Here is a 26695-nt window from a genome sequence, read left to right as displayed (position 1 = left end):
ATTATTTGACAAGATTGCTGATCAACAGGGCGATGGAGGCGAGGCTGGTCGAAATCCCCAGTATGCCTTGCAACGACATCGGTTCCCTGTCGGGTTTCTCGGGAACCACGATCTCGCAACCCGGTTCTATCTTAGCCCATCGGCCGCTGGAGACCTTGCCGTTGGCGTAAATCACGAAAGGCTTGCTCTTCATTGCCAAACGTGAATAACCTCCTGCCTGCCGGATATAACCGTCCAGCTTCATATTTTTCTGGTAAGTGACCGTATTGGGATACATCACCCCGCCGGAGATTTTGACGGTATTGTTGAACTGGGGAACGGTCAGCACATCTCCCTCCCGGAGGATGATATCGTCGGATCCCCCCGGATTTTTCAACGCCTTTTCCAGGTCGATCCCCACGTTCTGCACGGTGAGGTCGAGTTCACCGACAAAGGTAGAGTCGCTCTCCACCCGGGCGCGCGTCATCAGCGCCTTGCGGCTCCTTTCCATTTCATCTGGGGTCAGCCTGCGCAACAACCTGGCGCCTTTGGGATAGGCGTATTCGGTCAAACCTCCCGCCCTTTCCACCAACGAGGAGAGACGCTCATTCCGGCTCTTCTTGGCAAATCGGCCGCCAAAAAGGATCTCTCCGTTGATGGTGACCATGTTTTGGGGCTCGTAACCGGGCGAGCGGCGTACCTCGATCTGGTCGAACGGTTGAAGGACAAAGGTGGGGTCGCTCGATACGATCTTGCCTTCCTCCAGGGTGAAGGTGTACACCTCGCTCATCGTGGACGGTACGGTGGTACTGGAGGGATCCTTGATCCGTCGGTAAACGTCGACCCGTGCCGTGGAGGCTTCTTCGCTCAGTCCGCCCGCCCGGAGGATGGCGTCTTCTACACGCATGTTCAGGGCGAAGGGATAGTTGCCCGGAGCACGGACGGAACCGCCGACAGATATGGTGAGGTTGTCCTCGATGGAAAAAATGGAGGGGACATGGAGCCGGTCGTTCTTCCGCAAAGGGATGTCGGCAATACGGTTGTTGAGCAGGGCGTCGAGGTCGAACGACTCCATGGTCTGTCGCAGGTCGTCTTGCTCGCGGTAGAGCAGCGCGCGGTAAAGATAGGCGTCGCCCGTGGGCCCGAGGGCGATCTCTACCAGGTCGCGCACGGTTTTGATGCGTTCTCCCACGGCATATTTACCGGGACGCTCCACAGCTCCTGTAATCTCTACCATATTGGAGTATTTATCTAAGATGTCACCTACCTCTATCCGGTCGCCGTCCTGCATCTTGAAGGAGGCGTATTCGGGTTGATTGAGGGTATGGGCTTCCATCTCGTTCACGCCTTTCCGGTGCAACGTCACATTGGCGCGGTAGGCGTTGCCGCTAAAGCCGCCGGAAAAACGGATAAGATCTTCAAGCGTTTCGTCTTCCCGCATTTCGTACCACATGGGACGCCTGACCTCTCCTGTGATTTGTGCCAGGGTACTATACGGTTCCACCATCACAATATCGCCGTCATGCAGGTTGATGTCGCCGGTGTTATCTCCTTTCATCAGATACTCATATAGGTCCACGGTTGCCACGTTTCTTCCGGCCCTGAAAATGCGGATATTGCGCAGGCTCCCTATTTTCGAGGGGCCGCCTGATACATAGAGGGCATGGAAGGCTGAGGCGAAGGAGGAGAGGGTGTAGGTGCCCGGTGTGGCTACTTCGCCCATCACATTCACCTTGATGGTACGCACGTTACCCACGGAGATGGCAAGAAAAGTGCCGGGAGTGGAAGAGTCGAGATCGGAATAAATAGAGGAGAACTCGTTGCGTATTTTCGCTTCAGCCTGTTGTACGTTGAGGCCGTTGAGCATGATGCGCCCCAGGCCCGGCACGGTGATATGGCCGTCGGGGGTGATGGTGTAGCGCACGTTGAGTTCGGAATTGCCCCACACATCGATAATCACTTCATCACCCGATCCCAGCACGTAGTTGGCCGGAGTGGGCATATTCATGTTGGGCGCGAAAGTAAGGTTGCCGGCGGTGAAAAAGTCCTGACCGTAAATCCGGTCTTCGGGTGCTGTCTGTACTGTTTGTGCCGTGATGACCGGTATCTCGGACGTATCCCGGAAACTTTTTTCCGAAGGGTCGTAGTTAGATTCCACGCCGCCGTCGGTAATATCCTTGTTTTCCTCATAGTGTGCGCGGAGGCGTTGCAATTGTGCGATGGTGACTCCCTTTCTTTGCAGTTCTGTGAGTATCTGTTGTTGAGACATGCCTGAGTTCTCGTATTTTCGCAACTCCTGAATGACCTGCTGGTCGCTCATCTGGGCAAACAGTCCGCAGGACAGGAAAAACAATATCGTGATCAACACGCTAATCCTGGTCTCTCTATGCATATAGTCTTAGTTTTGTCGTTATAAATTTCTGTAGTGGAAAAACGGTCGTTTTTGGGCGCACTTCGTGACTACCTGTCACAATGCGCGCAGGCAGTTCCAATCGGAATACCGTGCAAAAATACAATAAAAAACCATATTCAGACCTTTCTGAAATAGAAAAAGTGAAAAATGGGATGCACATGGGAGTGGTGGTTCTGAGGTTTGTCTCTTATTGTGGGAATCTTGGTGTTGGTTTCAGGCAGTACTCAGAAAAACCATCGTCTTTTCTTCTTCGGTTCTGCCATACGCGAGGGTCCTGCCATGCTCTTTAATCCGTTCGCCCCTTCGGCAGTCGCTTTAACAGCGTTGTAAATGGTGCTCCAGTCGGGGAGTCCTCCCAGGTTGCGGTCGTCGATAAACATATCGACAGCCAGTTTACGCGAAACCTCTTCTCCCAACTCCTTGTTTTCCCCACGGTAGTTCTCATTCTCCGCATAGAAATAGAGCTTCCGTTGGGCGCAGTAGTCGATGGCTTCCTGCAGGAGGCGGCCTTTTCGCACTGTCCACAGTATCAGCTTGTGCCCGTCTTTTTGCATTTGCAGAAGCGTTTCAATAGCGAAAGGAATGGGTTTGCCGATGTCGGGATAGGCATGTTCCACAATAGTACCGTCGAAGTCGATGGCGATGATCATGACTCTGAATGTTTCATATTAATAACGGCAAAGATACGAAAAAAGCATTCACTACGGTATCTTCTCCACCAGGGAAACACTCATTTCCACTTCCGCACAAACTTCAATAATTTAGCCCAAAAGCCCAGAGGGGAATAACATTTTTATATCCGTACTCAATATCGTCTTTCACGATGAAAGCGTTTGGCCTGTTTTTTATTTGTTCCCGCGTTTTACTTCTACCTCCCACTTCAAATGTATATTGCGCTATTTTAAAATCGCCGGCAACGGAAGAAACTACCGCATTATTTACCCGCGTTTGGTTTAGAAAAAAAGTTTCGCGGATATTTCCGATTTCCGGCTCTCTTTCAGATAAATAATAAACTAAATTTGTATTGTCCAAATACACTTTATTTACTTTCCCCAGACCAATTATTCCGGTTGATTGGTCGCGAAGACGGGCTATAAGTCCCGCGTCTTCCATAAACGACATATATTCTTCGAGTGAATTACGGCTGATTTCCAATTTCGTTGCCAATGAGACAAAGTTACGAATAAACTTTCACATCGAGGGCATGCTCAAATTTCAGGTATTCCCTAAATGAAAACCCTTGCATTGAATAGCGAATCCATTTTTTTGAAAATTGCACTACAAAGTTAATAGTTTTTCTAAATATTGTTCAATGAGGAGTGCATTTTTTTGTCTATAATTTTACATGTTCAAATTGAAGGGGTTATATCTTCTCCACCAGGGAAACACTCATTTCCACTTCCGCACAACCAAGCTGATGGATGCGGATAGCAATTTTGGATTTACCCTCCACCGTGATCAGGTCGCCTTCGAGGCCGGCAAGCGGCCCTTTGATCACACGCACCTTCTCACCCGGTTGCAGGTCACCGGCACTGAAACTGACGGCACTGTCGGAATGGTCGAGCATGAAACGGAAGCGTTCCATCTGTTCCGCAGGTATCTCCGTGGGCGCATGTTCGCCACGCAACGTCAGATAGCGCAGTATTGAAGGTTCGGCAATGACACTACGCTGCTCCTCGGTGTCTACATTTACAAAAATCATCATCGGGATAAGTACCCGCTCCACCTTCTTCTTGCGGTCGCTCCACTGCCGCATTTCCTCCTGCACCGGCAGGAAATTCTCAACCCCCATTGCCGTGAGGCGGTCGCGTACCCGCTTCTCGTGGTGCATCTTCACATAAGCTGCCAGCCATCTCTTTTCTGCCATACTTTTTTTGATCGATCTCTCAGGGTTTAATTCCCTGCTGCTTCCAGCGGGAAGTCAAAATTGCTCCTCTACGATACCCCTCCGCTTGCGGCAAGGAGAATCATTCCATCACTTTCTGTTCCCGAAATTAATGTTTTTTCCATTCATGGGCAAGGAACGGAGGGGATTTAGTCGATTTCCTTTGCCATTTCTTGTAGCCCTTTAAAAGCCAAGGCCGACATTCTATTTAATCTGAAACTGTTAACATTCTAAAATTGACTTCTTCCGGCTTTCTATTTATACTAAATTTGCATCCGCTCCGCGAAAGGAGAGAGGATAATAACGACGATTGCCAATTCTATTATGCGCAAAATATTTCCCCTGCTGATTTTGTTTTTGACCGGGACAACAGCGTTGTTTTCGTCCGGGCCGCCGGCCACGGAGGTGAGAGCGGTCTGGTTGACCACCAATTACGGGCTGGACTGGCCGCGTAACCGTACCAGTGTTGAGGTGCAAAAAAGAGAACTGACAGATATACTGGATAACCTGAAGAAACACAATTTCAATACGGTACTCTTTCAGGTGAGGGGCAGGGGGGAGGTGCTCTACCACTCACATGTCGAGCCGATGTCCACCCTCATTGCTCCCGCCGGGCCGGGACGCCCCGCGTTCGATCCTCTTGCCTTTGTTGTGGAGGAATGCCACAAGCGGGGGTTGGCATGCCATGCCTGGGTAGTCACTTACCCCCTGGGAAATGACCGGCATGTGCGCAGCTTAGGAGCAAGGTCTGTAACGAAAAAAAATCCTTCCATCACCAAACAATTTCAGAGGGAATGGTTTCTCGACCCGGGGAATCCGCGTACGGACGATTATCTGCTCTCAATCGTGAAAGAGATCGTCGCCGGTTATGATGTGGACGGGATCCATTTTGATTATATCCGCTATCCGGACAACAGGGGACGCTTCCCCGACGATGGATTATACCGGCTGCATGGCAAAGGGAAAACACGGGATGAATGGCGCAGGGATAACATTACCCGCTTTGTGACGAAGGCGTACGACCAGGTGAAGGCGTTGAAGCCGTGGGTGCAGGTGAGTAGTGCCCCATTGGGACGGTATCGCGCATTGGGTGGTAATGGAGTAGGGTGGACTGCATTGGAGACGGTATCCCAGGATGCCGGTAAGTGGATGATGATGGGAAAGCATGATGCGATCTATCCGATGATGTATTATAAGGAGGGACTCTTCTACCCTTTTGTGGACGATTGGTTGAAGCATGGCAACGGCAGGATCGTGGTGCCGGGACTGGGGGCATATCAAATGATCGAATTGGGATGGTCACACCGTGATATACTGAACCAGGTGGATTATACCCGCCGGAGGGATACTCATGGGCAGGCCTATTTCCGTGCCGATAACGTGCTTTCCAATACCAAAGGAATCTTGCGGGAGTTGCAGGAGTATTACAAGTACCCGGCGAAATTGCCGTCCATGACCTGGCTGAGCGATTCCATTCCCCACACTCCTTACAACCTGCGGGCGGAGAGAAATGAGGAGGGGGTGTTTGAACTTTCATGGGAAGGAAACAGTGAAGAGAGAGTGACTTATAACGTCTATCGGAGCGAAAGTGATGCACTGAGTCTGGAGAATGCGGAAAACCTCATGGCGGTAGGACTGCGGGAGCGCCGGTTCCATTACCGGGCGGAAGACAACGACAAGGCTTATTACTACTATATTACCACATCGGATGCCTATCATAATGAGAGCGGGCCGTGCATTCCGGCTTTCTTCTACCACTCGGAGACGGTGAAGTGAAAATGAAGAGTGAAAATGAAGAGTGAAGAGTGAAGAATGAAGAATGAAGAGTGAAGAGTGAAGAATGAAGAGGGAAGAGGGAAAAATGAAGAATGAAAGATGAAGAGGGAAGAGTGGAAAGGAGGGAAGACGGACAAAGAATATCAGAACCAGGAGGAAAGTGAAAAGGTGCCTATGTGATTAAGTGAGGTGAAAGAGCAGGTAGTCTGTGGCGAAATGAAATGTGGTCGTGATAATTTGTAATTGGTAATTAGTAATTGGTAATTTGTAATTTTCAACTGAAAAAAAGGGTAAAATCGAAAAAATAGAATAATTTTGTAACCTATGGATGGCGCTCAAAAATTGAAGCAACAGGTAAGAAGCGAGTTTATGGAGTATCTGACACTCCACAAGCACAGAAAAACACCCGAACGGTTTGCGATTCTCGATCATATCTATTCTACCCGGGGCCATTTTGATATGGATTCTCTGTATAATTCTATGATTGAAGTGAACTTCCGGGTGAGTCGTGCCACACTTTATAATACCATTCAACTGTTGCTGGATTGCGGACTGGTAGTAAAACACCAGTTCGGGGCGAATATATCGAAATACGAACGTGCGTATGGTAACGAAAACCATGACCATCTTATCTGTACCACTTGTGGAGAGGTGCGTGAGATGACGGGTGACTTGCTGACGCCTGTCCAACTCAAAAAGATCAGGAAGTTCAAAGTGAGTTACTACAGCACTTACATCTACGGCACATGCAGCAAGTGCGTCCATGCTAAACGGATGGAGCTGAGGAAGCTGGCACGTGACACTGAAACAAAACAGAATAAAAGCAAAGGTAAACAAAATAAAAAATGAAAGTTGATGTACTCTTAGGGCTCCAGTGGGGCGACGAAGGTAAAGGAAAAGTGGTGGATGTGCTTACACCTCAGTATGAGGTGGTGGCGCGGTTTCAGGGTGGACCTAATGCGGGGCATACGCTGGAATTCGAAGGGGAGAAATATGTCCTGAAATCGATCCCGTCGGGAATTTTTCAGGATGGAAAAATAAATATCATAGGAAACGGGGTAGTGATCGATCCTGCACTCTTCAAACAGGAAGTGGAAGGGTTGGAGTCTTCAGGACACACACTCACCGACAGGCTTTTCATCTCTAAAAAGGCGCACCTGATCCTGCCGACGCACCGCCTGCTGGATGCGGCTTCGGAAAAAGCGATGGGTGATGCAAAAATCGGTACGACAGGGAGAGGTATAGGCCCTGCTTATACCGATAAGGCCGGACGCCACGGATTGAGGGTCGGAGACCTCTTCCACAACTTTGAAGAGAAATATCGCAATGCAGTGCTGCGACACAAGGAATTGCTCGACCATTACCCGTTGGAATATGACCTGCCTGCCCTTGAAAAGCCTTGGTTCGAGGGAATTGAGAAGATGAAGGAGTTTACAATTATCGACAGCGAACATTTTATTAATAAACATCTGGCGGAAGGAGGGTCGGTGCTGGCCGAGGGTGCACAAGGATCGATGCTGGATATAGATTTCGGTTCGTATCCTTTCGTGACTTCTTCCAATACTATTTGTGCCGGTGCCTGCAGCGGACTAGGAGTAGCTCCCGGACGGATCGGCGAGGTGTACGGCATCTTCAAGGCTTATTGTACACGGGTAGGCAGCGGACCTTTCCCTACGGAACTGTTGGATCAGGACGGGCAACGGTTGCGCGATAACGGGAACGAGTATGGTTCTGTAACAGGACGGCCGCGCCGTTGCGGATGGATCGACCTGGTAGCGCTGCGCTATACCATTATGTTGAATGGGGTTACGAAGTTGGTAATGATGAAGAGTGACGTGTTGGACAACTTTGAGACAATCAAAGCCTGCGTGGCCTATAGGGTGAACGGCGAGGAGACCGAAGACCTGCCTTATGATATCTCGGATGGTATTGAACCTGTTTATGTGGATCTTCCCGGATGGCAGGCCGATATGACAAAGATGCAGTCGGAAGACGAATTTCCTGAAGAATTCAACAATTACCTGACCTTTTTGGAAACGGAATTGGGAGTTCCTGTCGCAATCGTATCAGTTGGCCCCGACCGCGCACAGACAATTATAAGATAAAAATCCTGTCCGCCGGTGAGCGGGCGCTATGAACTTTTGCCGTCTCCGGGATGTTCAATGAAGAGTGAAAAATGAAGAGTGAAAAATGAAGAGTGAAGAGTGAAGAATGAAGAATGAAGAATGAAGAATGAAGAATGAAGAATGAAGAATGAAGAGTGAAGAATGAAGAATGAAGAATGAAGAATGAAGAGTGAAGAATGAAGAATGAAGAATGAAGAATGAAGAATGAAGAATGAAGAATGAAGAACTGGGAATGAACCATATTTATTAAATCAAATGAAATAATGGCTACAATCTGGATTATATTTATTACAATTGCGGTGGCGGGCTGGATCGTGCAAGGCACGCTGCAGAGCCGCTTCAAGAAGTATTCAAAAATTCCCTTACGCAATGGGATGACAGGGAAAGAGGTGGCGGAAAAGATGCTGCGCGACAACGGGATCTACGATGTGCAGGTGATCTCCGTGAGAGGGCGGCTGACAGACCACTATAACCCGTTGAATAAGACCATCAACTTGAGTGAACCGGTATACGGCTCTAATAGCGTGGCAGCTGCCGCGGTGGCAGCTCACGAAACGGGACATGCCGTCCAGCACGCGAAAGGATATGCGCCCTTGAAAATGCGTTCGGCACTGGTGCCGGTGATTTCGTCTACCTCCAAATGGGTCATGTGGGTGATCCTGGCCGGTATTATCCTGATCCAGACCTTCCCCATGCTTCTCTGGTTCGGAATTGCCATGTTTGCTCTTTCCACACTCTTCAGTTTTATCACACTGCCGGTGGAAAAGAATGCTACCAACCGTGCCCTCCGTTGGCTCAGCACCGCCGGTATTACCGATGCGGGCAACCACAATCAGGCGGTGGATGCCCTTCGCTGGGCCGGATACACTTATGTGGTGGCAGCACTCAGTTCCCTCGCCACATTACTTTACTACATCATGATTGCTACGAGCAGAAGATGATCAGTGGGTAAATAATTAAATAATTGAGCCTGCTCCGAAAACTCAAAAAACCGATTTCCTGGGTCTGCAACTCATTGAAAATCAATAGTTCTTTTGAGGGGGATTTGGGTAAAAAAGACTTTTCGGAGGGGACTCATAATTTTATTTCGGTAGTTCTATAGGAACTTCCATCAACAGGATTTCTGAATTCTCCAATGCTTCAAGAGGGAAATGGTCGGTATCCCAAATACCATAACCATCCCTCTTGTGCAGTATTTGATCGCCAACTTTGGCTTTTCCCCGAATGACGAAAATATAGACGCCGTTTCCCGTTTTTTTGAGGTTGTATTCTTTCATCACACCACTGTCGAACTGAGCCAGGTGAAACCATGCATCCTGATGAATCCACAACCCTTCATCTTCTTTGTGGGGCGAGATGATCTGTTGGAAATCATTGGGTTTTGCGGAATCGGCGATATGCATTTGCTCGTATCTTGGCGTGATGCTTTTCTCACGGGGAAAGATCCATATCTGTAACAGTTCCACACGCCGGTCGCTGTTGGCATTGAACTCGCTGTGGGTTACTCCGGTGCCGGAAGACATCACCTGTATATCCCCATTGCGGATCATACCGCCGTTACCCATGCTGTCCCTGTGCTCCAAATCGCCTTCCAGGGGGATGGTGATAATTTCCATGTCGTTGTGGGGATGCGTGCCGAAACCTCCTCCCCCTTCTATAGAGTCATCATTGATTACCCGAAGCACACCGAAATGCATCCTCGCGCGATTGTGGTAATTGGAAAAACTAAATGTATGGGCAGATTTTAGCCAGCCGTGATTGGCGTACCCCCGGGAGGCAGCCGAATGATAAACAGTTTTCATAATTAATTTTGGTTGATCAAGAAACTGTTTTGAATTTTTTCATCCATTGTTTTTTAGCCGTTTTTTGATGGATTTGGAATTTCATTCATTGAAATGTGGCGGGCCACTGGAAAGAGATGAGAATTCGAAGGAGCGAAAAAGGGCAAAAAAACAAGATGAAAGAGTGGAAAAATAGGTGTAATACAATTTCTCGTGAAATTCAAAACAGTTTCGATATTATTTATGAAATAACAATTGTTCTGTATGAATTGTTTAATATGAAGTGAAATATGATATTATATGGCGAAGTGCATTATATGGCGAAGAGGGCAACAATTGCGCTCTTTTTTTGTTTATCTGATGAGGCGTCTAAGAAACTGTTTCCAACTTTATTAATGAATCTCCCTGCCGCAAGCCGTGGGAGAATCATGGAGGAGTAATTTTTACTTCCCGCTGCAAGCAGTGGGGAAACCCTAAGAGATTGAAGGATTACAAATGAAGACGATTTTGATTACAGGCGGATCGGGAATGGTGGGCAAAAGGCTATCGGAATTGCTCATCGGGAAAGGATACAAGGTGATCTGGTTAAGTCGTGAACGGTATGTGAAGGCCCGGATTCCGCGCTATCGCTGGGATTACCGGAAAGGAGAGATCGACAGGGAGGCCGTGGAACAGGCTGACGTGATTGTTCACCTGGCCGGATCAAACTTAGGCGATGGCTCCTGGACGCGGCTGAAGAAACAGAAGATTGTGGAGAGCCGTGTGCAGACGGCAAGATTGTTGCTGGAGACAGTGAAAAAGATGGATAAAAAACCGGAGGCATTTATCTCTGCTTCGGCGGTCGGTTTTTACGGACAGGAGACGGGAGAGAAGATCTTCACCGAGGAGGATAATCCCGCGGATAGTGATTTTCTGAGTCGTACCTGCCGGAAATGGGAAGCCGAGGCTTTCAGGTTCAGGGATGAACTGGATGTGCGTACCGTGGCGCTGCGAACGGCCTTTGTGATATCCAAAGACAGTGAAGCTTTCGGAAAAATGGTGCTGCCGGCGCGGTTCGGATTTGGAGCACCACTGGGTTCGGGCAGACAATATTTGAGTTGGATCCATATGGAGGATATTTGCCGCCTCTATTTGAAGGCGGTGGAAGATAGCGCGATGCGGGGCGTGTATAATGCGGTCGCACCGGAATTTATCACCAATGCCGGCTTTATGAAGAGGCTGGCCAAAGAGGTGAAGCGTCCTTTTCTTATGCCGCCGATACCGGCTTTTCTGCTGCGGCTCTTTATGGGAGAGGCAGCCGATATGGTACTGTATGGCAGTCGCATCTCATCACAAAAGGTGATCGATGCAGGGTATGAATTCACTTATCCTTCAGTAAAAGAAGCAATAGAAGCCACTCTCTTGAGAATGAAAGGAAAGGATGAGAACACCTAAATCTATTTTACTTCCACCTCAATCCACTGTGAGCGGTCGGGTGGCGCGGGTGTGTTGACCTGCGGACGGGGATTGGCCTTGAGTTCTTCAAGCAGCACCTCCACCGCTTTCTCGATGGAGGGGTCGTTTCCTCTGGCCAGTTCCTCGGGGCGGTCAACCACTTCTATGTCGGGATAAACGCCGATACCTTCAATGATCCATTCTCCGGTTTGATCATAAATTCCAAAACGGGGAACGGAAATGTAACCGCCATCTACCAGGCGGGCATTGCCGGAGATGCCGACCAATCCGCCCCAGGTACGGGTGCCGATCAACTTGCCTTCTCCGGTTTTACGGAAGAAGTAAGGGAAAGCGTCACCGCCGGAAGAGGAATAGCCGTTGATAAGCATTGCCTTGGGGCCGTCGTGCGCGATACCGGGCGTTTTCATCGGTTGCGGCAAACCGTTACGGTGCCAGTAAACCAGTGTGCGGCGGTTAAGCAGGTCGATCATCCTGTCGGGGATAAAGCCGCCGCCATTGTACCGGTCATCGATGATAAGCGCCTCTTTATGATGGTAGGCATACATTCCCCTGAAAAGCTCGCGGTTACCTTCGACAGCCGTGTTGGGGACATGAATGTAGCCGATCTTGCCATCGGAAAGCCGGTCGACCATTTCCCTGCGTTGATTCACCCAGTCCATATATCTGAGTTCCTGTTCGCTTGTAATGGTTTTGACGTTATAGCTTTTTGCCCCCGTAGGCGAGGGGCTGTCGTTCACTGTCAGCTCGATATGCCGGTCGCCCATGTTCTCGAGCAGTTCATAAGGATTTTGGGCGGTGGTCAGCTCCTGCCCGTTCATGCGGATGATATAGTCGCCTTCTTTTATATTGATGCCACTTTCGGTAAGAGGTGACCGACGGTTTTCGTTCCAGTTTTCGCCGGGATATATTTTCCGTATCTTGTATCGGCCGGCGGAAAGGTCAGCCTCTAATTCCGCACCCAATAAACCTCCATTGATACGGTCTACCCGCGCGATATCACCCCAGTCGACATACGCATGGCCGGTATTGGTCTCACTCACTATTTCGTTGAGGATATAGTCGAGATCGAATCGGCTGGGTACGTAAGGAAGCAGTGCTCCGTAACTTTTCTGAATATTTTTCCAGTCCACGCCATGCAGGTTATTCACGTAAAAGTAGTCGCGGAAGATACGGAATGCATCGGCATAGATCTGGTTCCATTCGGCACGGGGATCGATTTTCATAGTGAGGTTGTCAAGATTGATCGTACCTGTGCCGGCCGCTTGTCCTGTCTGGTTTTTTGCCACACCGTAATTGTTACCCCGGCGATAGATAAACGATTTTCCATCTGCCGCGAGGATGCCGTAACCCGTCTCGTCAAGGATATCTTCAGCTTTTTCTTCGTTGATATTGTAACGCATGATCTTATTTCCGGTGGCATAGAGGAGTCCCTCTTCCACAGCACCAATGACGCGATAGTTGCCGGGTTGCAGGGGTAAGGCCTGTATCCGGTTTTGTGCGTTATCGATATCTATCTTTACTTTTATCTCTCCCGGCAATTCGCTATCACCCTTTCTGTCTTTTTCTTTTGCGGTGCTTTTTTCCCCGTTTTTCTCCGCATCATCGTCTTTCTCCCCACCATAGGGTTCCTTGTCTTCCTTGTAGGGGGTGAGGGTTGTGCCGTCGTCATGCAGTGGAAGGGCGTAGATACGGGTAGCGTTGTTGTAAAGATAATCGAACTCGAAGCTGCTGAAAGCCAGGTTGAAGTCGCGATTGGAGAGGAAAAAGAGGAATTTTCCATCGCGGCTGAATAGCGGGTTGCTGTCGGAAAAGGTGGCATCGGTAAGCTGGTACTTGCGGCCGCTGGAAAGCCGGTACACCCAGAGGGCGGATTGGTAGTTGGGAGACGATTTGCTGTAGGCTATCCAGTCGCCGTCGGGAGAGAAAGCGTAATCTCTGATCTCTTCCGCGGTGGCTTGGTCAATAGCGGTCTGCCTGCCCGTGGCGACATCCACCAGCCATAGCTTCATGGTGCGGTCGCTGTAGACGAGGTGTGTGCTGCGTGGTGACCATTCGGCCGTATGTTTCCATGCTGCGGAGCCGTGGGTGACTTGTCGCGGGGTTGCTCCCTCCTTATTCTCGAGTATGTAGAGTTCGTACTCTCCGGTCGCGTCGGAGTAGTAGGCGATCTGTTTGCCGTCGGGCGACCATACGGGAGAGATTTCACGGACACCTTGCGTATTGGTGAGATTTCGTATTTCTCCTTTTTCCACCGGTACGCTGTAGATATCGCCGCGAGCCTCGAAAAGTGCCCTTTTCCCGGAGGGCGAGAGGCTATAACTGCCGATAAAATCCTTCACATTTCTGAAATAGGGCTGCAGGTTGGGATTGTCGTAATGGATGGATACCGTTATCTTACGGCTACTGCCGGATGCAAGATCGAGCACATGGAGGTAACCACCGTTTTCATAAACCAACTTGCCATTACGGCCGGAGGGCCACATCACATCGAAGTCGCTATGGCGCGTAATTTGCTCATTTTCGCCGGTAGTGATGTTATGCCGCCAGATATTCAGGCGGGTGTCGCGGTCGGAAGCAAAAAAGATATTGTTGCCGTGCCATACGGGCCACTGGTCGGAACCGGTCCATTGAGTGATTTGTTGTGAACGGTTGTTTGCCAGGTCGTATGTCCACAGGTCTGTGGAGCGTCCTCCCTTATAACGTTTCCAGGTGCGGAACTCGCGGTCGACCGGGGTGAAGCAGAGTTGTGATCCGTCGGGCGAGAAGGTGGCGAAGCCGCCGTTGACGATGGGAAGCGGTTCCTCAAATCCGCCGTCGATACTGACAATGAAATAACGTCCGTTACGGTCGCCGAAACTCGTACGGTTGGCCCGGAAAAGGATACCCTTGCTGTCGGGTGTCCAGTCGAGCACAACGTTGTCGAATCCGCCCCTGGGCGGCATTTCTCCAACGGGGTTGTAGAAGGTGAGTTGCCGTGCGTTACCCCCGCCGGATGGCATTACCCATATCTGGCGGCTACCGGAATACTCGGCTGAGAAGGCGATCCATTTGCCATCGGGTGATATCTTGGGAAACAACTCGATACCGGGGTGTGAGGTGATTCTTTTTGCGACACCACCGTTGGCATTTACTGTCCAGATATCACCTGCATACACGAATGCGATCAGGTTTCCGTTGATATCGGGATAACGCATCATTCGCGCGTCGTCCATTGCCGAAGCCTGCAGGAAAAAGAGGCTTGACAGGATCAGGGTAGTGAGTTTTCTCATACATCTACATTTGTTATTTTGAGGTCAAATTTACGGTTTTTTTTCGAGAAATTCCTTGTTTTCATTTATTCGGTCAGATTATGGAAAAATTTCCATAATAAAAATAGGAAATGATTTATTATTGTTATACTTTTGCAGGGTATAACCTGTTTAATTGAAAAAAACACTATTATGACACAAAAACTTTTCATCAGAGATCTCACGTTACGTGACGGCCAGCAATCGGCTTTTGCCACGCGAATGAACCAATCACAAGTCGACAGAGTATTGCCCTATTACAAGGATGCCAATTTTTATGCCATGGAAGTATGGGGAGGTGCTGTGCCCGACTCGGTAATGCGCTTTTTGAACGAGAACCCTTGGGACAGGCTGGAGAAGATCCATCGGGTTGTGGGAGGAGTGACTAAATTGACCGCGCTATCCCGTGGCCGGAACCTGTATGGTTATGCTCCTTATCCCGATGAGATCATCGACGGTTTTTTTAGGAACGCTGTGGCTTCGGGGTTGGATATCATGCGTATTTTTGATGCCTTGAATGATGTGGACAATATCAAATCGAGTGTCACCTCGATCAGGAAATATGGAGGGATGGCGGATTGTGCCGTATGTTACACCATAGACCCCAAATATGATGAGGTTCCTTCTCCCGGAAACAAGAAAAAGGGGTTGTTTGGTTTCCTTTCCCGGAAGCGGGAAACCGGGCATTCCCTCCATACACCCATTTTTACGGATGAGTACTTTTTGAATAAGGCAAAAGAGATGCTTGCCCTGGGTGCCGATATGATTACCATCAAAGACATGAGCGGGTTGATTCCGCCTTCACGGGTAGCCACACTGATACCTTTATTCAAGGAGCAACTGAAGGTGCCGGTCGATTTCCATACCCACTGCACGCCAGGATTCGGTTTGGGGGCCGTGCTTACAGCCATTATCCACGGGGCGGATATCGTGGATACCGTTATCTGGAATTTCGCGGGTGGCCCGGCAGCGCCGGCTATTGAGTTGATTTATATCTTCTGCAAGAAGCTGGGAATTGAGCTGGATGTGAATATGGAGGCTGTGGCAAAGATCAATGAAAAACTGTTCGATATCCGCAAGGAACTGGAAGCATACGATGCCGTGAAGCAGTTTCCGAAACCGTTTAATCCTTTGACGGACAGTATCCCGGTTGAAATAGACAAACAGTTCGAGCTGGCTATTGAAGCCGTGGGACGTAATGATGAAACGGCGCTGTTGGATGCCTGCCATGCCATTGAAGGCTATTTCAATTTTCCCAAACCCGACGAACGTGTCAAAGAGGCGCAGATTCCCGGGGGGATGTACACTAACATGGTTGCCCAGTTGAAGCAGGTCAATTCGCTCGATATCCTTCCTGAGGCAATGAAACTGATCCCCAGTGTGCGTCTTGACGCGGGACTGCCACCCTTGGTGACGCCCACCAGCCAGATCGTGGGGGTACAGGCTGTGAGTTCGGCATTGAACCTGAAGAACGGCCGTCCCAAATATGCCAATCCCTCCAATCAGTTTGTATCTCTTGTAAAAGGTGAATACGGAAAAACACCGGTTCCGGTAGATCCGGAATTCCGCTTACAGATTGCCGGCACACGGCAAGAAGTCCCTTATGATACTTCTACTTATAGACGTCAGGAAAACCCGGTTCTGGAAGACTATGGAGGGGTTCTTCTTGCAAAAGATGAGAAAGAAGAACTTCTGCTGGAATTATTTCCCAATGTCGCCGCAAATTATCTGAAAGGACGACGGCAAAAAGAGTGGGAGAGTGCGCAGGTTGAAACTCACGCGGTGGAACAAAAGGAAAAAGCACTCCTTGGGCAGGCTATCGCCCATATGCCTGAAAATGGAAAAGAATCTCCCAAAGGATATTGCGTAATGTGTCCGATGCCGGGTAATATTTTGCGTATTTTTGTGAAAGAGGGAGATATTGTGAAAAGAGGCGATAATATCCTTGTGCTCGAAGCCATGAAAATGGAGAACGATATTGCATCGGAAGTCTCCGGAACCGTGCACCGTATTTTTGTCCACCACGGGGATATTGTAATGGAAGGGGCGCCCATGGTGGAGATCATCTGACCAGGGGTAATGAAACCGGTTATGCTTTTGAACATCCCTCATTTTGATTTGTTGAATAGTAAAGTTCTTTTCTTCGTTCGGCAAAACAATTGACGACAAACCGTTACCAAAAACCAACTTGTTTGAGTTTTGGTGAGGTGCGAAGGAAAACGAAAACGTTCCCTGCGAGGTTGATCGTGGGATTGTCCGTATGAAGGGAAAATGGAAGATGTGAAAGAGACGATCAGGATTTGTGGATGGAATACACTCCATTATTCGGAGTTCAGGAGCAAGTTGACAGGACTTTATCTGCATGCCTTTACCACAGGTGGGTATGCCCAGTTTATCGCTCCGGAAACCGTAGAGGTTACCCTGGATAATTTATTCCACGACGGAACCGGTTGTGTGGCGTTTGTCGGCGACCGACTGGCGGGATTGCTCGCAGCTTTTCCCTTGAAGAGAGATCCGGATTTCCCTGCCGATGGGTGTCCCCATGTTCCGGTGGGTCAATCGGTGTATATAGCCGAGGTAATGGTACATGCGGATTATCGCGGTAGGGGGATTGCTTCGCAGATGCTGAAAAACTACCTGCAAAAGGCGTCGGAGAATTATTCCCATGCTGTGATCAGGGTGTGGGAAAAGAATAAGCCCGCATTGGAACTTTACAAAAAGTTGGGATTCGTGCCTGTCGCGGGAATTTCACAGAGGAAATTAAGCACCGGGGGAAAGGAATTTGAAATGAAGAAAGTCTATTTGGCGGTTAAGATAATTGATTGTTGGTAGTGAAGAATGAAAAATGAAGAGTGAAAAATGAAGAATGAAGAGTGAAGAATGAAGAGTGAAGAATGAAAAATGAAGAGTGAAAAATGAAGAATGAAGAGTGAAGAATGAAGAGTGAAGAATGAAGAATGAAGAGTGAAGAATGAAGAATGAAGAGTGAAGAATGAAGAATGAAGAGTGAAATAATCATATGAAAGAATTGATTACTAAAACAATTGATCTGCGATTCGGCGCGCCGGAAGAAAAACGGCAGGAGATCCGGGATTATTTTCTGAAGACTTGGGCAATTGACGAGTTGCTATACACGCAGTTGAGGTCGGATGATGTGTTTTATATGCGTGGTGATCCGTTGCGCCATATCATTCTCTTTTATCTGGGGCATACGGCTGTCTTTTTTATCAACAAGCTGTATCTGGCAAAGATCATCGACCGTCGCATCAATCCTGAATTTGAGTCGACCTTCGCCATTGGGGTGGATGAGATGAGTTGGGACGATCTGGATAACAACCATTACGATTGGCCGCCGGTGTCGGAGGTGCGGGTTTATCGCGATAAGGCGAAAGAGTTGATTCTGAAAGTGATTGACAATACTCCGCTTGAATTACCGATTGATTGGGAGAGTCCTTTCTGGATGGTGATGATGGGCATTGAACATGAACGGATCCACTTGGAGACTTCGTCGGTGTTGATCCGCCAGTTGCCATTGAATCAGGTGGTAAAGGGCCGATTCGGCGAGCGGTGCAATGTCAGCGGAGAGGCGCCGGCAAACGAATTGATACCTGTGACAGGTGCTCTGATGAAATTAGGAAAGCCCGCAGATCATCCGCTTTATGGTTGGGATAACGAATACGGCGCCTCTGAGGAAGAGGTGGCTGATTTCTCCGCGTCGAAATACCTGGTTTCCAACAAGGAATTTCTGGAATTCATAGAAGATAAAGGATACGAAACAGAGGACTACTGGACAGAAGAGGGGTGGAACTGGCGTAACTATGCACGGGCACAGATGCCGCTCTTCTGGAGGAAAGATGAGGATGGCTACCGCTTGAGATTGGTGGCCGAAGAGATACCCATGCCGTGGAACTGGCCGGTGGAGGTGAACTATCTGGAAGCAAAAGCCTTTTGTAACTGGAAGAGTGCGAATACGGGACGTAACTTCAGATTGCCCACCGAAGCGGAATGGTACCGGCTGCATCAGGCGGCAGGCTTGACGGAGGTGACGCGGTGGGAACAGGCACCAGGCAATGTCAATCTGGAATATTTCACTTCGCCCTGCCCCGTGGATATGTTCGAACAGGGAGATTTCTTTGATGTGATCGGGAATGTGTGGCAGTGGACCGAGACGCCTATCACGGGTTTTCCCGGCTTCAAGGTGCATCCGATGTATGACGATTTCTCCACGCCGACCTTCGACGGAAAGCATAATCTCATCAAGGGAGGTTCTTGGATATCGACCGGCAACGAAGCGACCATTCACTCGCGATATGCTTTCAGGCGGCATTTCTATCAACATGCCGGATTCAGGTATGTGGAATCAGACAGGCCGCCGGTGATACAGCAGGCGGATTATGAAACGGATGAGGAAGTGACGCTATGCTGCGAGAACAGCTGGGGTGATGCCTGGGGTAATAACCCCGTATTCACTATCCGGCTGGCAGAACTGGCGGATGAGTTGCTCAAAGGAAATGCCACAGCACGTATCCTGGATCTGAATGCCGACACGGGACGGCTTGCCTTTGAACTGGCGCGGAAGTACAAGGATGTGACGGCCCTGGACTTTACCGCCCGAATGATAAGGATCCCCATCCAACTGCAGGAGCAGGGTTATGTGCGCTATACGACAAAAGACGAGGGTGAACTGGTATTCTACCGCGATATTGTGCTGGCTGATTTTGACCTGTCGGAAGCAAAGGCAAATATTCTGTTTATGCAGGCTGACGCCATGAATCTGAAACCCCTCTACTCGGGATACGATCTGATCATTGTCCCGGCATTGCTGGAAGAGTTAAGCGATCCCCTGCTTTTCCTGTCGCACATTCACGAACGATTGAACGACAATGGTTATTTGATACTGGCGTCGGACTACGAGTGGGATACGACCAGGACACCGAGGGACAAATGGCCGGGAGGTTTTAAAAAAGACGGCGAACCGGTGACATCCCTCGATGGTATAAAAGCGACGTTGGCACCACAGTTCGAGCTCATATCCGATCCACAGGATATCAAGAAGACGATAAAAAGATCATCGCGTTTGATGGAAAACCGGACGTTGCAGGTTACAATCTGGAAGAAGAAATAATTGTTTGATGGCAACCGAAGCGTGTTCCACTCTTTTAGCCAATGAGAGTCAGGATGGGTCGCAAAATATCGTCAGGCGGTGATTTTTTTGCAATAGTGTTACTATAAAAGTCTAATTAAACCAGCGGGTAAGGGAGTTGAAGATGTTTTCGCTCTCTTTCCGCTTTTTTTCGGGCGTGCTGTTTTCCGGAGCAAGCACCTTGAGCCCTTTATGGATAATTTCCACCTTGATTTCTTTACCCGTGCTCACCGGTTCTCCGTCCACGTGCATCACTCCGGCACGGGAGCGTTTGATCAGCAGGTTGCGGGTGACTAACGAGGTCATCTTGCTGTTCTTATCGATATTATTGGTAAAGAGTTGAAGGGTGGTCTGCGGTATTTCGATGGCATTCAGAGGTTTCAGAATGGAGACATTCATCATGCCGTCATCCATACTGGCACCCGGTGCGATATGCGCGTCGTTGCCATACTGCGAGGCGTTGGCACAGGTGAGGATGAAGGCGCGCTCGGTAATGGTTTCGTCGTCGGTGGTGATCTCATACTTTTCCGAGCGGAAATCGACCACACTCTCCAGGATATTGCGCACATAACCCAGCGGCCCCCGTTTTTTACTTTCTGCAAAACGGTCGCTGATAAAAGCATCAAAGCCGAAACCGCAGGTGCAGAAAAAAATGTGTCCGTTGGCCACGCCGTAATCGATGGTGCGCGTATGTGCCCGAAGGATGATGTCAATGGCTTTTTCCGTCTCCAGGGGAATACCCAGCTCCCTGGCCAGTCCGTTTCCCGAGCCGGATGGAATGATCCCCAGCGTGGTATGGGTATGCACCAGCGACTTGGCCACCTCGTTTACCGTGCCGTCCCCGCCGGCCACCAGTACGTATTTGTAATTCCTCTTTGCTGCTTTGCGGGCTATCTCCGTGGCATGATCGGGATAACCGGTGATGCGGATAACGATGTCATATTTTCGCTGGTCAAATGCGGCCGCCACTTCCTCAGGAATGTTTTTCTTGGATTCCGTACCCGAAACAGGATTGATAATGAGGCATATCTTTTCTTTTGGCATACTGTTTTTTGCGTTTTTTATTTCGTCCACCGCCGGTCGTCGTTCATTCAACTCGCCACTCCTCTCTTCCTTCGATGAACCGCGGGACGTAATATATAATTAACAACCGATGTGCTATTTTGTTTTAACCTTTTTATTGGCCTGTCCGCGCTTTGTTTTTTGGGATTTTGAGAATATAGAATGCGCCTCTGACATACTCAAACAAGTTTGGTTTGTCTCTCGGCTTTCACTATATTTGCACCCAAAACACACACTGGTTATGCAATCTACTTTTATCCTGATCGTAATTGTCGTCTATTTTGGACTGCTGATGCTGATATCCTACCTCACCAGTCGAAAAGGTTCGGGTAACGATACTTTTTTCCGTGCCAATAAATCATCCAGATGGTATGTGGTGGCTATAGCCATGGTGGGCACATCTATCTCGGGGGTGACATTCGTCTCCGTCCCGGGAATGGTGCGAAACCTCGATATGACTTACATGCAGATGGTGTTTGGCTTTTTCTTCGGCTACCTGGTGATTGCTTATATACTCTTACCTCTCTACTACCGCTTGAACCTGACCACTATTTATGGTTATCTGGATCAGCGGTACGGGCCGAGATCCTATAAAACGGGTGCTTGGTTTTTCCTGATTTCGAAAATCGTGGGTGCGGCAGCACGGCTCTATCTGGTGGCTTTTATCCTGCAGACACTGGTATTCGATGCCTGGGGAGTACCTTTTGTGGTGACGGTGATGGGGATTATCTTGGTGATTTGGCTCTACAGCCACAAGAGCGGCATCAAGACGATTATCTGGACAGACTGGCTGCAGACGATCCTGTTTATCACCGCGCTCATATTGATTGTCTGGCAGATAGCCATGCGGTTGAATCTGGATTTTGGCGGGGTGGTGACGACAATTGGCAACAGTGCGCATTTCCGCATTTTTGTCTTTGACGACTGGGCAAGCACCCAAAATTTCTTCAAGCAGTTCTTTAGCGGAATGTTTATCACGATTGTGATGACGGGACTGGATCAGGACCAGATGCAGAAGAACCTGACCATCCGCACACTGAAGGACGCGCAAAAGAACGTGGTATCCTACGGGTTGGCGTTTGCTCCCATCAACTTTCTCTTTCTCTCCCTGGGAGTATTGCTGATTGCCTTTGCAGAACAGAAAGGCATCATGTTACCGGAAATATCCGACAATATCCTGCCTGTAATTGCGAGCGAATACCTTGGACAGGCAGTGTTGGGGATTTTTATTGTGGGCATTGTGGCGGCAGCCTTTTCGAGCGCGGACTCTGCCTTGACGGCGCTGACGACTTCATTTTGTGTGGATATCCTGAATATGAAAGCGGTTTCCCAGACAAAAGCACAGGAACAGAAGGATATCCGTACCAGGAAGATGGTGCATATGGGGGTCAGCGCGGCATTTGTGCTGATTATCCTGCTGATAGAAGCGATTGGATCGGACAGTATTATCAACGCTATCTACAAGTTGGCTTCTTACACTTACGGGCCGTTGCTGGGTCTTTATGCCTTCGGGCTTTACAGTAAAGTGAAGCCGACGGACAAATGGGTGCCCTACGTGGCTGTTGCCGCACCCCTACTCTGTTTTATCATTGAAATGGTGATGCGACAGCTATTCGCTTACCGGGTAGGCTATGAACTGCTGCTGATGAACGGCCTGTTCACCGGTCTGGGACTTTGGACGGTTTCGCGTGTGAAAAAAGAAAGAAGAGTGAAGAATGAAGAGTGAAGAATGAAGAATGAAAAATGAAGAGGGAAGAGGAAAGAGGGAAGAGGGAAGAGGAAAGAGGGAAGAGGGAAGAGGGAAGAGGAAAGAGGAAAGAGGAAAGAGGAAAGAGGGAAAAGAGATGCATGGCTTTAACGATTTTGGAATCTGGATTTTTGAATCTGAAATTTGAAAAAATATGATCATAAAAAAAGCGGAATTCGTGATAAGTAACAGCGACTACCGGAAGTGCCCGCAGGATGGGAAACCGGAGTATGCGTTTATTGGCCGGTCGAATGTGGGAAAATCGTCGCTCATCAATATGCTGACTAACCGGAAAGGGTTGGCTATGACCTCTTCCACGCCGGGGAAGACGATGCTTATCAACCATTTTCTAATCAATGACGAATGGTATCTGGTGGACTTGCCGGGATACGGCTATGCACGCCGCGGCAAAGAGGGTCGGGATAAACTCCGTAAGATCATCGAGGATTATGTCCTGGAACGGGAAGCGATGACCAACCTGTTTGTGCTGGTGGATTCGCGCCATGAGGCACAGAAGATTGACCTGGAGTTTATGGAATGGTTGGGAGAGAATGGTGTTCCGTTTGCCATCGTTTTCACCAAAGCCGATAAGCTGGGCTCCGGGCGCCTGCAACTGAATATCGACGGCTATAAGGAAAAGCTGTTGGAAACTTGGGAGGAACTGCCGCCTGTCTTTGTCACTTCATCCGAGAAAGGGCAGGGCAGGGAAGAATTGCTCAGCTATATCCACAGCATCAATAAAACAATTCTGTGACGATAGTGGAATGGCTGTCGGATGAACCGCCGACCCGGTCGAGTAGCGCGCCGGTGACGCAATCGCCTCTGGAAGAGCCACAAGCGAGACTTGAACTCGCGACCCACGCGTTACGAATGCGTTACTCTACCGACTGAGCTATTGTGGCTTGTGATGAGAGTGCAAAAGTATGAAAAATTTTTTATTCTCCAACAAAAAACGGGAGCCATTTCGCCCCCGTTTTTCCATTTACTGTAAAAAGCTGTTACTTTTCTATTTTCTTTTTGTCTTGCTGATTGAGTAATATCTTGTAGGCAAGAGGTGAGGCGACGAACAAACTGGTGATTGTTCCCACTGCCACCCCAATGAGCATGGCAAACACGAAACTTCTCACCGCGTCACCACCGAAGAAAAGAATACAGATAATCACAAGGATAGTACTCAAACCGGTGTTGATGGTACGGGCCAGTGTGGCGTTCATGGAATCGTTGAAGAGATCCCTCAATCCCCTTTTGGGATAGAGTTGCCTGTATTCGCGCACACGGTCGAACACCACCACCTTGTCATTGATGGAGTAACCCACTATGGTGAGGATAGCTGCCACGAAGGTCTGATCCATCTCCATAGAGAAAGGCATAATCTTCCATAGCAGGGAATACAACCCTATCACCGCGAAGGCGTCTACGGCCAAGGCAGCGACAGTACCCAGGGAAAATCCCCAATTGCGGAAACGCGAAAGGATATAGATACCCATGCAGCCGAGAGCGATGAAGAGTGCCAGGAAGGCATTCCTGATCATATCTTCAGCAATACTGGGTCCTACTTTCTGGAAACTTTGGATATGATCGTCAATCGTTTTTCCCGGTGTCATAAATTCTTTCAGTCCCTGTCCAAGCAGATCTTTCAATTGATCTTCCACGCCGGCACCTTCTTCCTCAATCATATAGTTGGTAGAGATACGCACCTGGTTGCTCGAACCGATGGTAATAACGCGAACCGATTCATTGAGATAGGGATTAAGGGCATTTTCCACATCACCCACACGTACAGGGTGATCGAAGCGGACAATATAATTCCGTCCACCCGTGAAGTCAATTCCTGAATTCAGTCCCAGTGTAAAGAGTGAGATAATGCTGACCACTACAAAAATTCCAATACCAATCAGCACTCTCTTGCTGTTATGAATAAAATCGAAACTATATTCTTTAAAGAGCGTTTTAGAGAATTTCGTGTTGAAGGTGAGATGAAGCCATTTGTCTCTGGATAACTGGCTTTCGTAGACCAAACGAGTGACGAAAACGGCTGTGAGGAACGAAACGGAAATACCAATGATAAGAGTAACGGCAAATCCTCTGATAGCGCCCACACCGAAAACAGCCAGGATGATACCGGTGATGATGGTGGTAAGGTTCGAGTCGAAGATGGCAGAGAAAGCGTTTTTGTAACCATCTTCCAATGCCCGTCGGAGTGTTTTGCCAGCCGCGAGCTCTTCCTTGATGCGCTCATTGATAAGTACGTTGGCATCCACCGCCATCGCAAGGGAGAGGATCATACCGGCAATACCGGGAAGTGTAAGCACCGCCTGGAATGCCGCGAGCGCTCCCAGCGTAAAGAAGAAGTTGAGAAGGAGCGCTCCGTTGATCACTATGCCCGGAACAAAACCGTAAAGCAGGCAGGTGAAGGTAAAGAGAACCACCAGGGCTATTACAAAGGAGATAAATCCGTCGCGGATGGCTTCCTGTCCCAAAGAAGGGCCTACCACGTCTTCCTGTACGATACGGACACCGGCTTGCATCTTACCCGATTTAAGCACGTTCTCCAAGTCCTGAGCTTCCTGCGGCGTGAAATTGCCGGTGATGGAGGAACGTCCTCCGTCGATGCGCCCGTTCACTGTGGGGGCTGAATATACGTATCCGTCGAGCACGATAGCGATTGATTTTCCGATCTCGGCGCCGGTGATGGTCGCCCATCGGCTGGCACCACTCGAGTTCATCGTCATGGTTACTTCCCAGGCCGATCCCTGGCGTCCCTGGTCGGCACGGGCACTGGTTACCACGTCTCCATCCAATGCGGGGCCGCGCTTGCTTCCATCACCTTTGAGGGCGAATAACTGGAAGTAAGTTTCACGCTGGTCGATGGGTTTGAATCCCCACTTAAACCGCACGTCGGCCGGGAATATATCCTTGTATCTGTTCAGGAGGAAATTCACCTCAGCTGTATCGAGTTTTGATACGGTTCCTACTACCGGCCCCGCGGCTCCGCCCATTGCGAAGTAGGGTTCATTGAAATACTCCACAAAGCTTCTGTTGATGACGATGTTTTTCCCTTCCCCTTCGAACAGAGGTGATGAAAGTGAATCAGCCCGCAGAAGTGAATCTCCGGCCATGGCGTCCTGTTCTGTTTCGGCTGAGGTGGTGTCAGTGGTGGCCTGACCCGATCTTTGCGCCATGGCATATTCGCTCGACCGCGCGTTCATTTCGTTGAAGTAGGCCGCCAGTTCGCCCACATTGTATGTTTTCCAGAATTCGAGATTGGCACTTCCTTGCAAAAGGTTACGTACACGTTCCGGTTCCGTAATTCCGGGGAGCTCCACTAAAATGCGTTCCGCGCGATCCAGTTTTTGTATGTTGGGAGCCACTACCCCGAAACGGTCGATACGGGTAGCCAATACGTTGAATGAATTATTGGCGACACTGGTCAACTCATTACGCAATATGTTGATTACCTCGTCGTTGGAAGCGGTGGGACGTACCCTGTCACCCATCGTAATGCTGTAGATATTGGCCAGCCTGCCTTCGGGCGCTATCCGTTCATAGTTCTGCCGGAATAGTGTGATGAAGTCGGATGAACTGCCACGACGGTTTTGCGCGACAGCCTCTCTCAACGCCTGATTGAATTGAGGGTCATCGGTGTTGGCCAGTGATGCGATCACTTGTGCCGCGTCGATTTCGAGGATAACGTTCATCCCCCCCTTCAGGTCGAGTCCCAGTCCTATCTCCTTGGCGCGAACCTGCTTAAGCGTATAATTCAGATATACTTTCTCAGTAGATAGGGAATCAAGATACTGATTCTTCAGGGCTAAGTCTCCATTGGCGTATTGATCCGCTTTCTTGCTGTATTGTCTCCCCACTACACTAAAAGAGAGATAAAACAAACTGATAAGTGTCAGGATAATACTGAAAACTTTAATGAATCCTTTGTTTTGCATTTCAATATTACTTTTTGTTTACTATTTATTTTCAGGTTAGGAACTCCGTATACACGTAAAAATAAAGGCATGTTCGATGCCTTTCTATTTTGAGCGTGCA

At 49.1% G+C, this 26695-nt stretch carries 19 protein-coding genes and 1 tRNA gene; 11 read left to right on the top strand and 9 right to left on the bottom strand.

What is annotated here, in order from left to right; all coding sequences use genetic code 11:
• Position 1 precedes the first annotated feature (1 nt).
• From D7D25_RS10440 to D7D25_RS10425, 4 genes are all read right to left on the bottom strand, one after another.
• Positions 2-2371 (bottom strand): SLBB domain-containing protein, encoded by a 2370-nt coding sequence (locus tag D7D25_RS10440; RefSeq protein WP_122968895.1) that lies wholly within the window; start codon positions 2369-2371, stop codon positions 2-4.
• A gap of 245 nt (positions 2372-2616) precedes the next feature.
• Positions 2617-3042 (bottom strand): BT0820 family HAD-type phosphatase, encoded by a 426-nt coding sequence (locus D7D25_RS10435; RefSeq protein WP_122968894.1) that lies wholly within the window; start codon positions 3040-3042, stop codon positions 2617-2619.
• A 103-nt stretch (positions 3043-3145) separates the two neighbouring features.
• Positions 3146-3559 (bottom strand): ATP-binding protein, encoded by a 414-nt coding sequence (locus tag D7D25_RS10430; RefSeq protein WP_122968893.1) that lies wholly within the window; start codon positions 3557-3559, stop codon positions 3146-3148.
• A 196-nt stretch (positions 3560-3755) separates the two neighbouring features.
• The gene (locus D7D25_RS10425; RefSeq protein ID WP_122968892.1) at positions 3756-4259 is read right to left on the bottom strand and encodes a UpxY family transcription antiterminator; all 504 of its coding nucleotides are present in this window, start codon (positions 4257-4259) and stop codon (positions 3756-3758) included.
• A 342-nt stretch (positions 4260-4601) separates the two neighbouring features.
• On the opposite strand from D7D25_RS10425, the gene D7D25_RS10420 reads away from it, so the two are divergent.
• The 4 genes from D7D25_RS10420 (at position 4602) to D7D25_RS10400 (ending at position 9120) form a co-directional block, all read left to right on the top strand.
• Positions 4602-6053 carry a glycoside hydrolase family 10 protein gene (locus tag D7D25_RS10420; RefSeq protein WP_255417263.1) on the top strand — a complete coding sequence of 484 codons (1452 nt, stop codon included), beginning with the start codon at positions 4602-4604 and terminating at the stop codon, positions 6051-6053.
• Between the two features lie 324 nt (positions 6054-6377).
• On the top strand, positions 6378-6902 hold the full coding sequence (locus tag D7D25_RS10415; RefSeq protein WP_122968890.1) for a Fur family transcriptional regulator: 525 nt from the start codon (positions 6378-6380) through the stop codon (positions 6900-6902).
• Positions 6899-8158, top strand: a complete 1260-nt coding sequence (locus D7D25_RS10410) for an adenylosuccinate synthase (protein ID WP_122968889.1) — start codon at positions 6899-6901, stop codon at positions 8156-8158. Before D7D25_RS10415 ends, D7D25_RS10410 begins: the two co-directional genes overlap by 4 nt.
• 284 nt (positions 8159-8442) lie before the next feature.
• The gene (locus D7D25_RS10400) at positions 8443-9120 is read left to right on the top strand and encodes a zinc metallopeptidase (RefSeq protein ID WP_122968888.1); all 678 of its coding nucleotides are present in this window, start codon (positions 8443-8445) and stop codon (positions 9118-9120) included.
• A gap of 141 nt (positions 9121-9261) precedes the next feature.
• On the opposite strand, the gene D7D25_RS10395 is transcribed toward D7D25_RS10400, so the two are convergent.
• Entirely contained in the window at positions 9262-9981 is a 720-nt protein-coding gene (locus D7D25_RS10395; protein ID WP_122968887.1) for a pirin family protein, read from the bottom strand.
• Positions 9982-10455: 474 nt separating this feature from the next.
• Here D7D25_RS10395 and D7D25_RS10390 point away from each other — a divergent pair, with 474 nt between their 5' ends.
• Positions 10456-11394, top strand: a complete 939-nt coding sequence (locus D7D25_RS10390; RefSeq protein ID WP_122968886.1) for a TIGR01777 family oxidoreductase — start codon at positions 10456-10458, stop codon at positions 11392-11394.
• A 2-nt stretch (positions 11395-11396) separates the two neighbouring features.
• On the opposite strand, the gene D7D25_RS10385 is transcribed toward D7D25_RS10390, so the two are convergent.
• Positions 11397-14684, bottom strand: coding sequence for a S41 family peptidase (locus D7D25_RS10385; RefSeq protein ID WP_122968885.1), 3288 nt, complete (start codon positions 14682-14684; stop codon positions 11397-11399).
• A gap of 171 nt (positions 14685-14855) precedes the next feature.
• Between D7D25_RS10385 and D7D25_RS10380 the strand changes: the two genes are divergently transcribed.
• From D7D25_RS10380 to ovoA, 3 genes are all read left to right on the top strand, one after another.
• Entirely contained in the window at positions 14856-16772 is a 1917-nt protein-coding gene (locus tag D7D25_RS10380; RefSeq protein WP_122968884.1) for a biotin/lipoyl-containing protein, read from the top strand.
• A 201-nt stretch (positions 16773-16973) separates the two neighbouring features.
• Positions 16974-17534 (top strand): N-acetyltransferase, encoded by a 561-nt coding sequence (locus D7D25_RS10375; protein WP_122968883.1) that lies wholly within the window; start codon positions 16974-16976, stop codon positions 17532-17534.
• 187 nt (positions 17535-17721) lie between these two features.
• Positions 17722-19827 (top strand): 5-histidylcysteine sulfoxide synthase, encoded by a 2106-nt coding sequence (gene ovoA / locus D7D25_RS10370; RefSeq protein ID WP_122968882.1) that lies wholly within the window; start codon positions 17722-17724, stop codon positions 19825-19827.
• Positions 19828-19938: 111 nt separating this feature from the next.
• On the opposite strand, the gene D7D25_RS10365 is transcribed toward ovoA, so the two are convergent.
• A complete protein-coding gene (locus D7D25_RS10365; protein ID WP_122968881.1) occupies positions 19939-20889 on the bottom strand; it encodes a diacylglycerol kinase family protein in 951 nt (316 codons plus the stop codon).
• Between the two features lie 259 nt (positions 20890-21148).
• Between D7D25_RS10365 and D7D25_RS10360 the strand changes: the two genes are divergently transcribed.
• From D7D25_RS10360 to yihA, 3 genes are read left to right on the top strand one after another with little or no spacing between them, the layout of a single operon-like run.
• A complete protein-coding gene (locus tag D7D25_RS10360) occupies positions 21149-22633 on the top strand; it encodes a sodium:solute symporter (RefSeq protein ID WP_122968880.1) in 1485 nt (494 codons plus the stop codon).
• Positions 22634-22650: 17 nt separating this feature from the next.
• Complete coding sequence (locus D7D25_RS18020; RefSeq protein ID WP_158602595.1) at positions 22651-22812, top strand: hypothetical protein; 162 nt, start codon at positions 22651-22653, stop codon at positions 22810-22812.
• A complete protein-coding gene (gene yihA / locus D7D25_RS10355; RefSeq protein ID WP_122968879.1) occupies positions 22809-23408 on the top strand; it encodes a ribosome biogenesis GTP-binding protein YihA/YsxC in 600 nt (199 codons plus the stop codon). The genes D7D25_RS18020 and yihA overlap by 4 nt, the downstream gene beginning before the upstream one ends.
• A 75-nt stretch (positions 23409-23483) precedes the next feature.
• On the opposite strand, the gene D7D25_RS10350 is transcribed toward yihA, so the two are convergent.
• A tRNA-Thr gene (locus D7D25_RS10350) sits at positions 23484-23556 on the bottom strand.
• Between the two features lie 96 nt (positions 23557-23652).
• Positions 23653-26595 carry a protein translocase subunit SecDF gene (gene secDF, locus D7D25_RS10345; RefSeq protein ID WP_122968878.1) on the bottom strand — a complete coding sequence of 981 codons (2943 nt, stop codon included), beginning with the start codon at positions 26593-26595 and terminating at the stop codon, positions 23653-23655.
• Positions 26596-26695 lie beyond the last annotated feature (100 nt).

The sequence above is a fragment of the Proteiniphilum sp. X52 genome (assembly GCF_003712195.1).
GTDB lineage: Bacteria > Bacteroidota > Bacteroidia > Bacteroidales > Dysgonomonadaceae > Proteiniphilum.
Note: the sequence above shows the minus strand (reverse complement) of the source record. Positions and strands in the feature narration are given on the sequence as shown.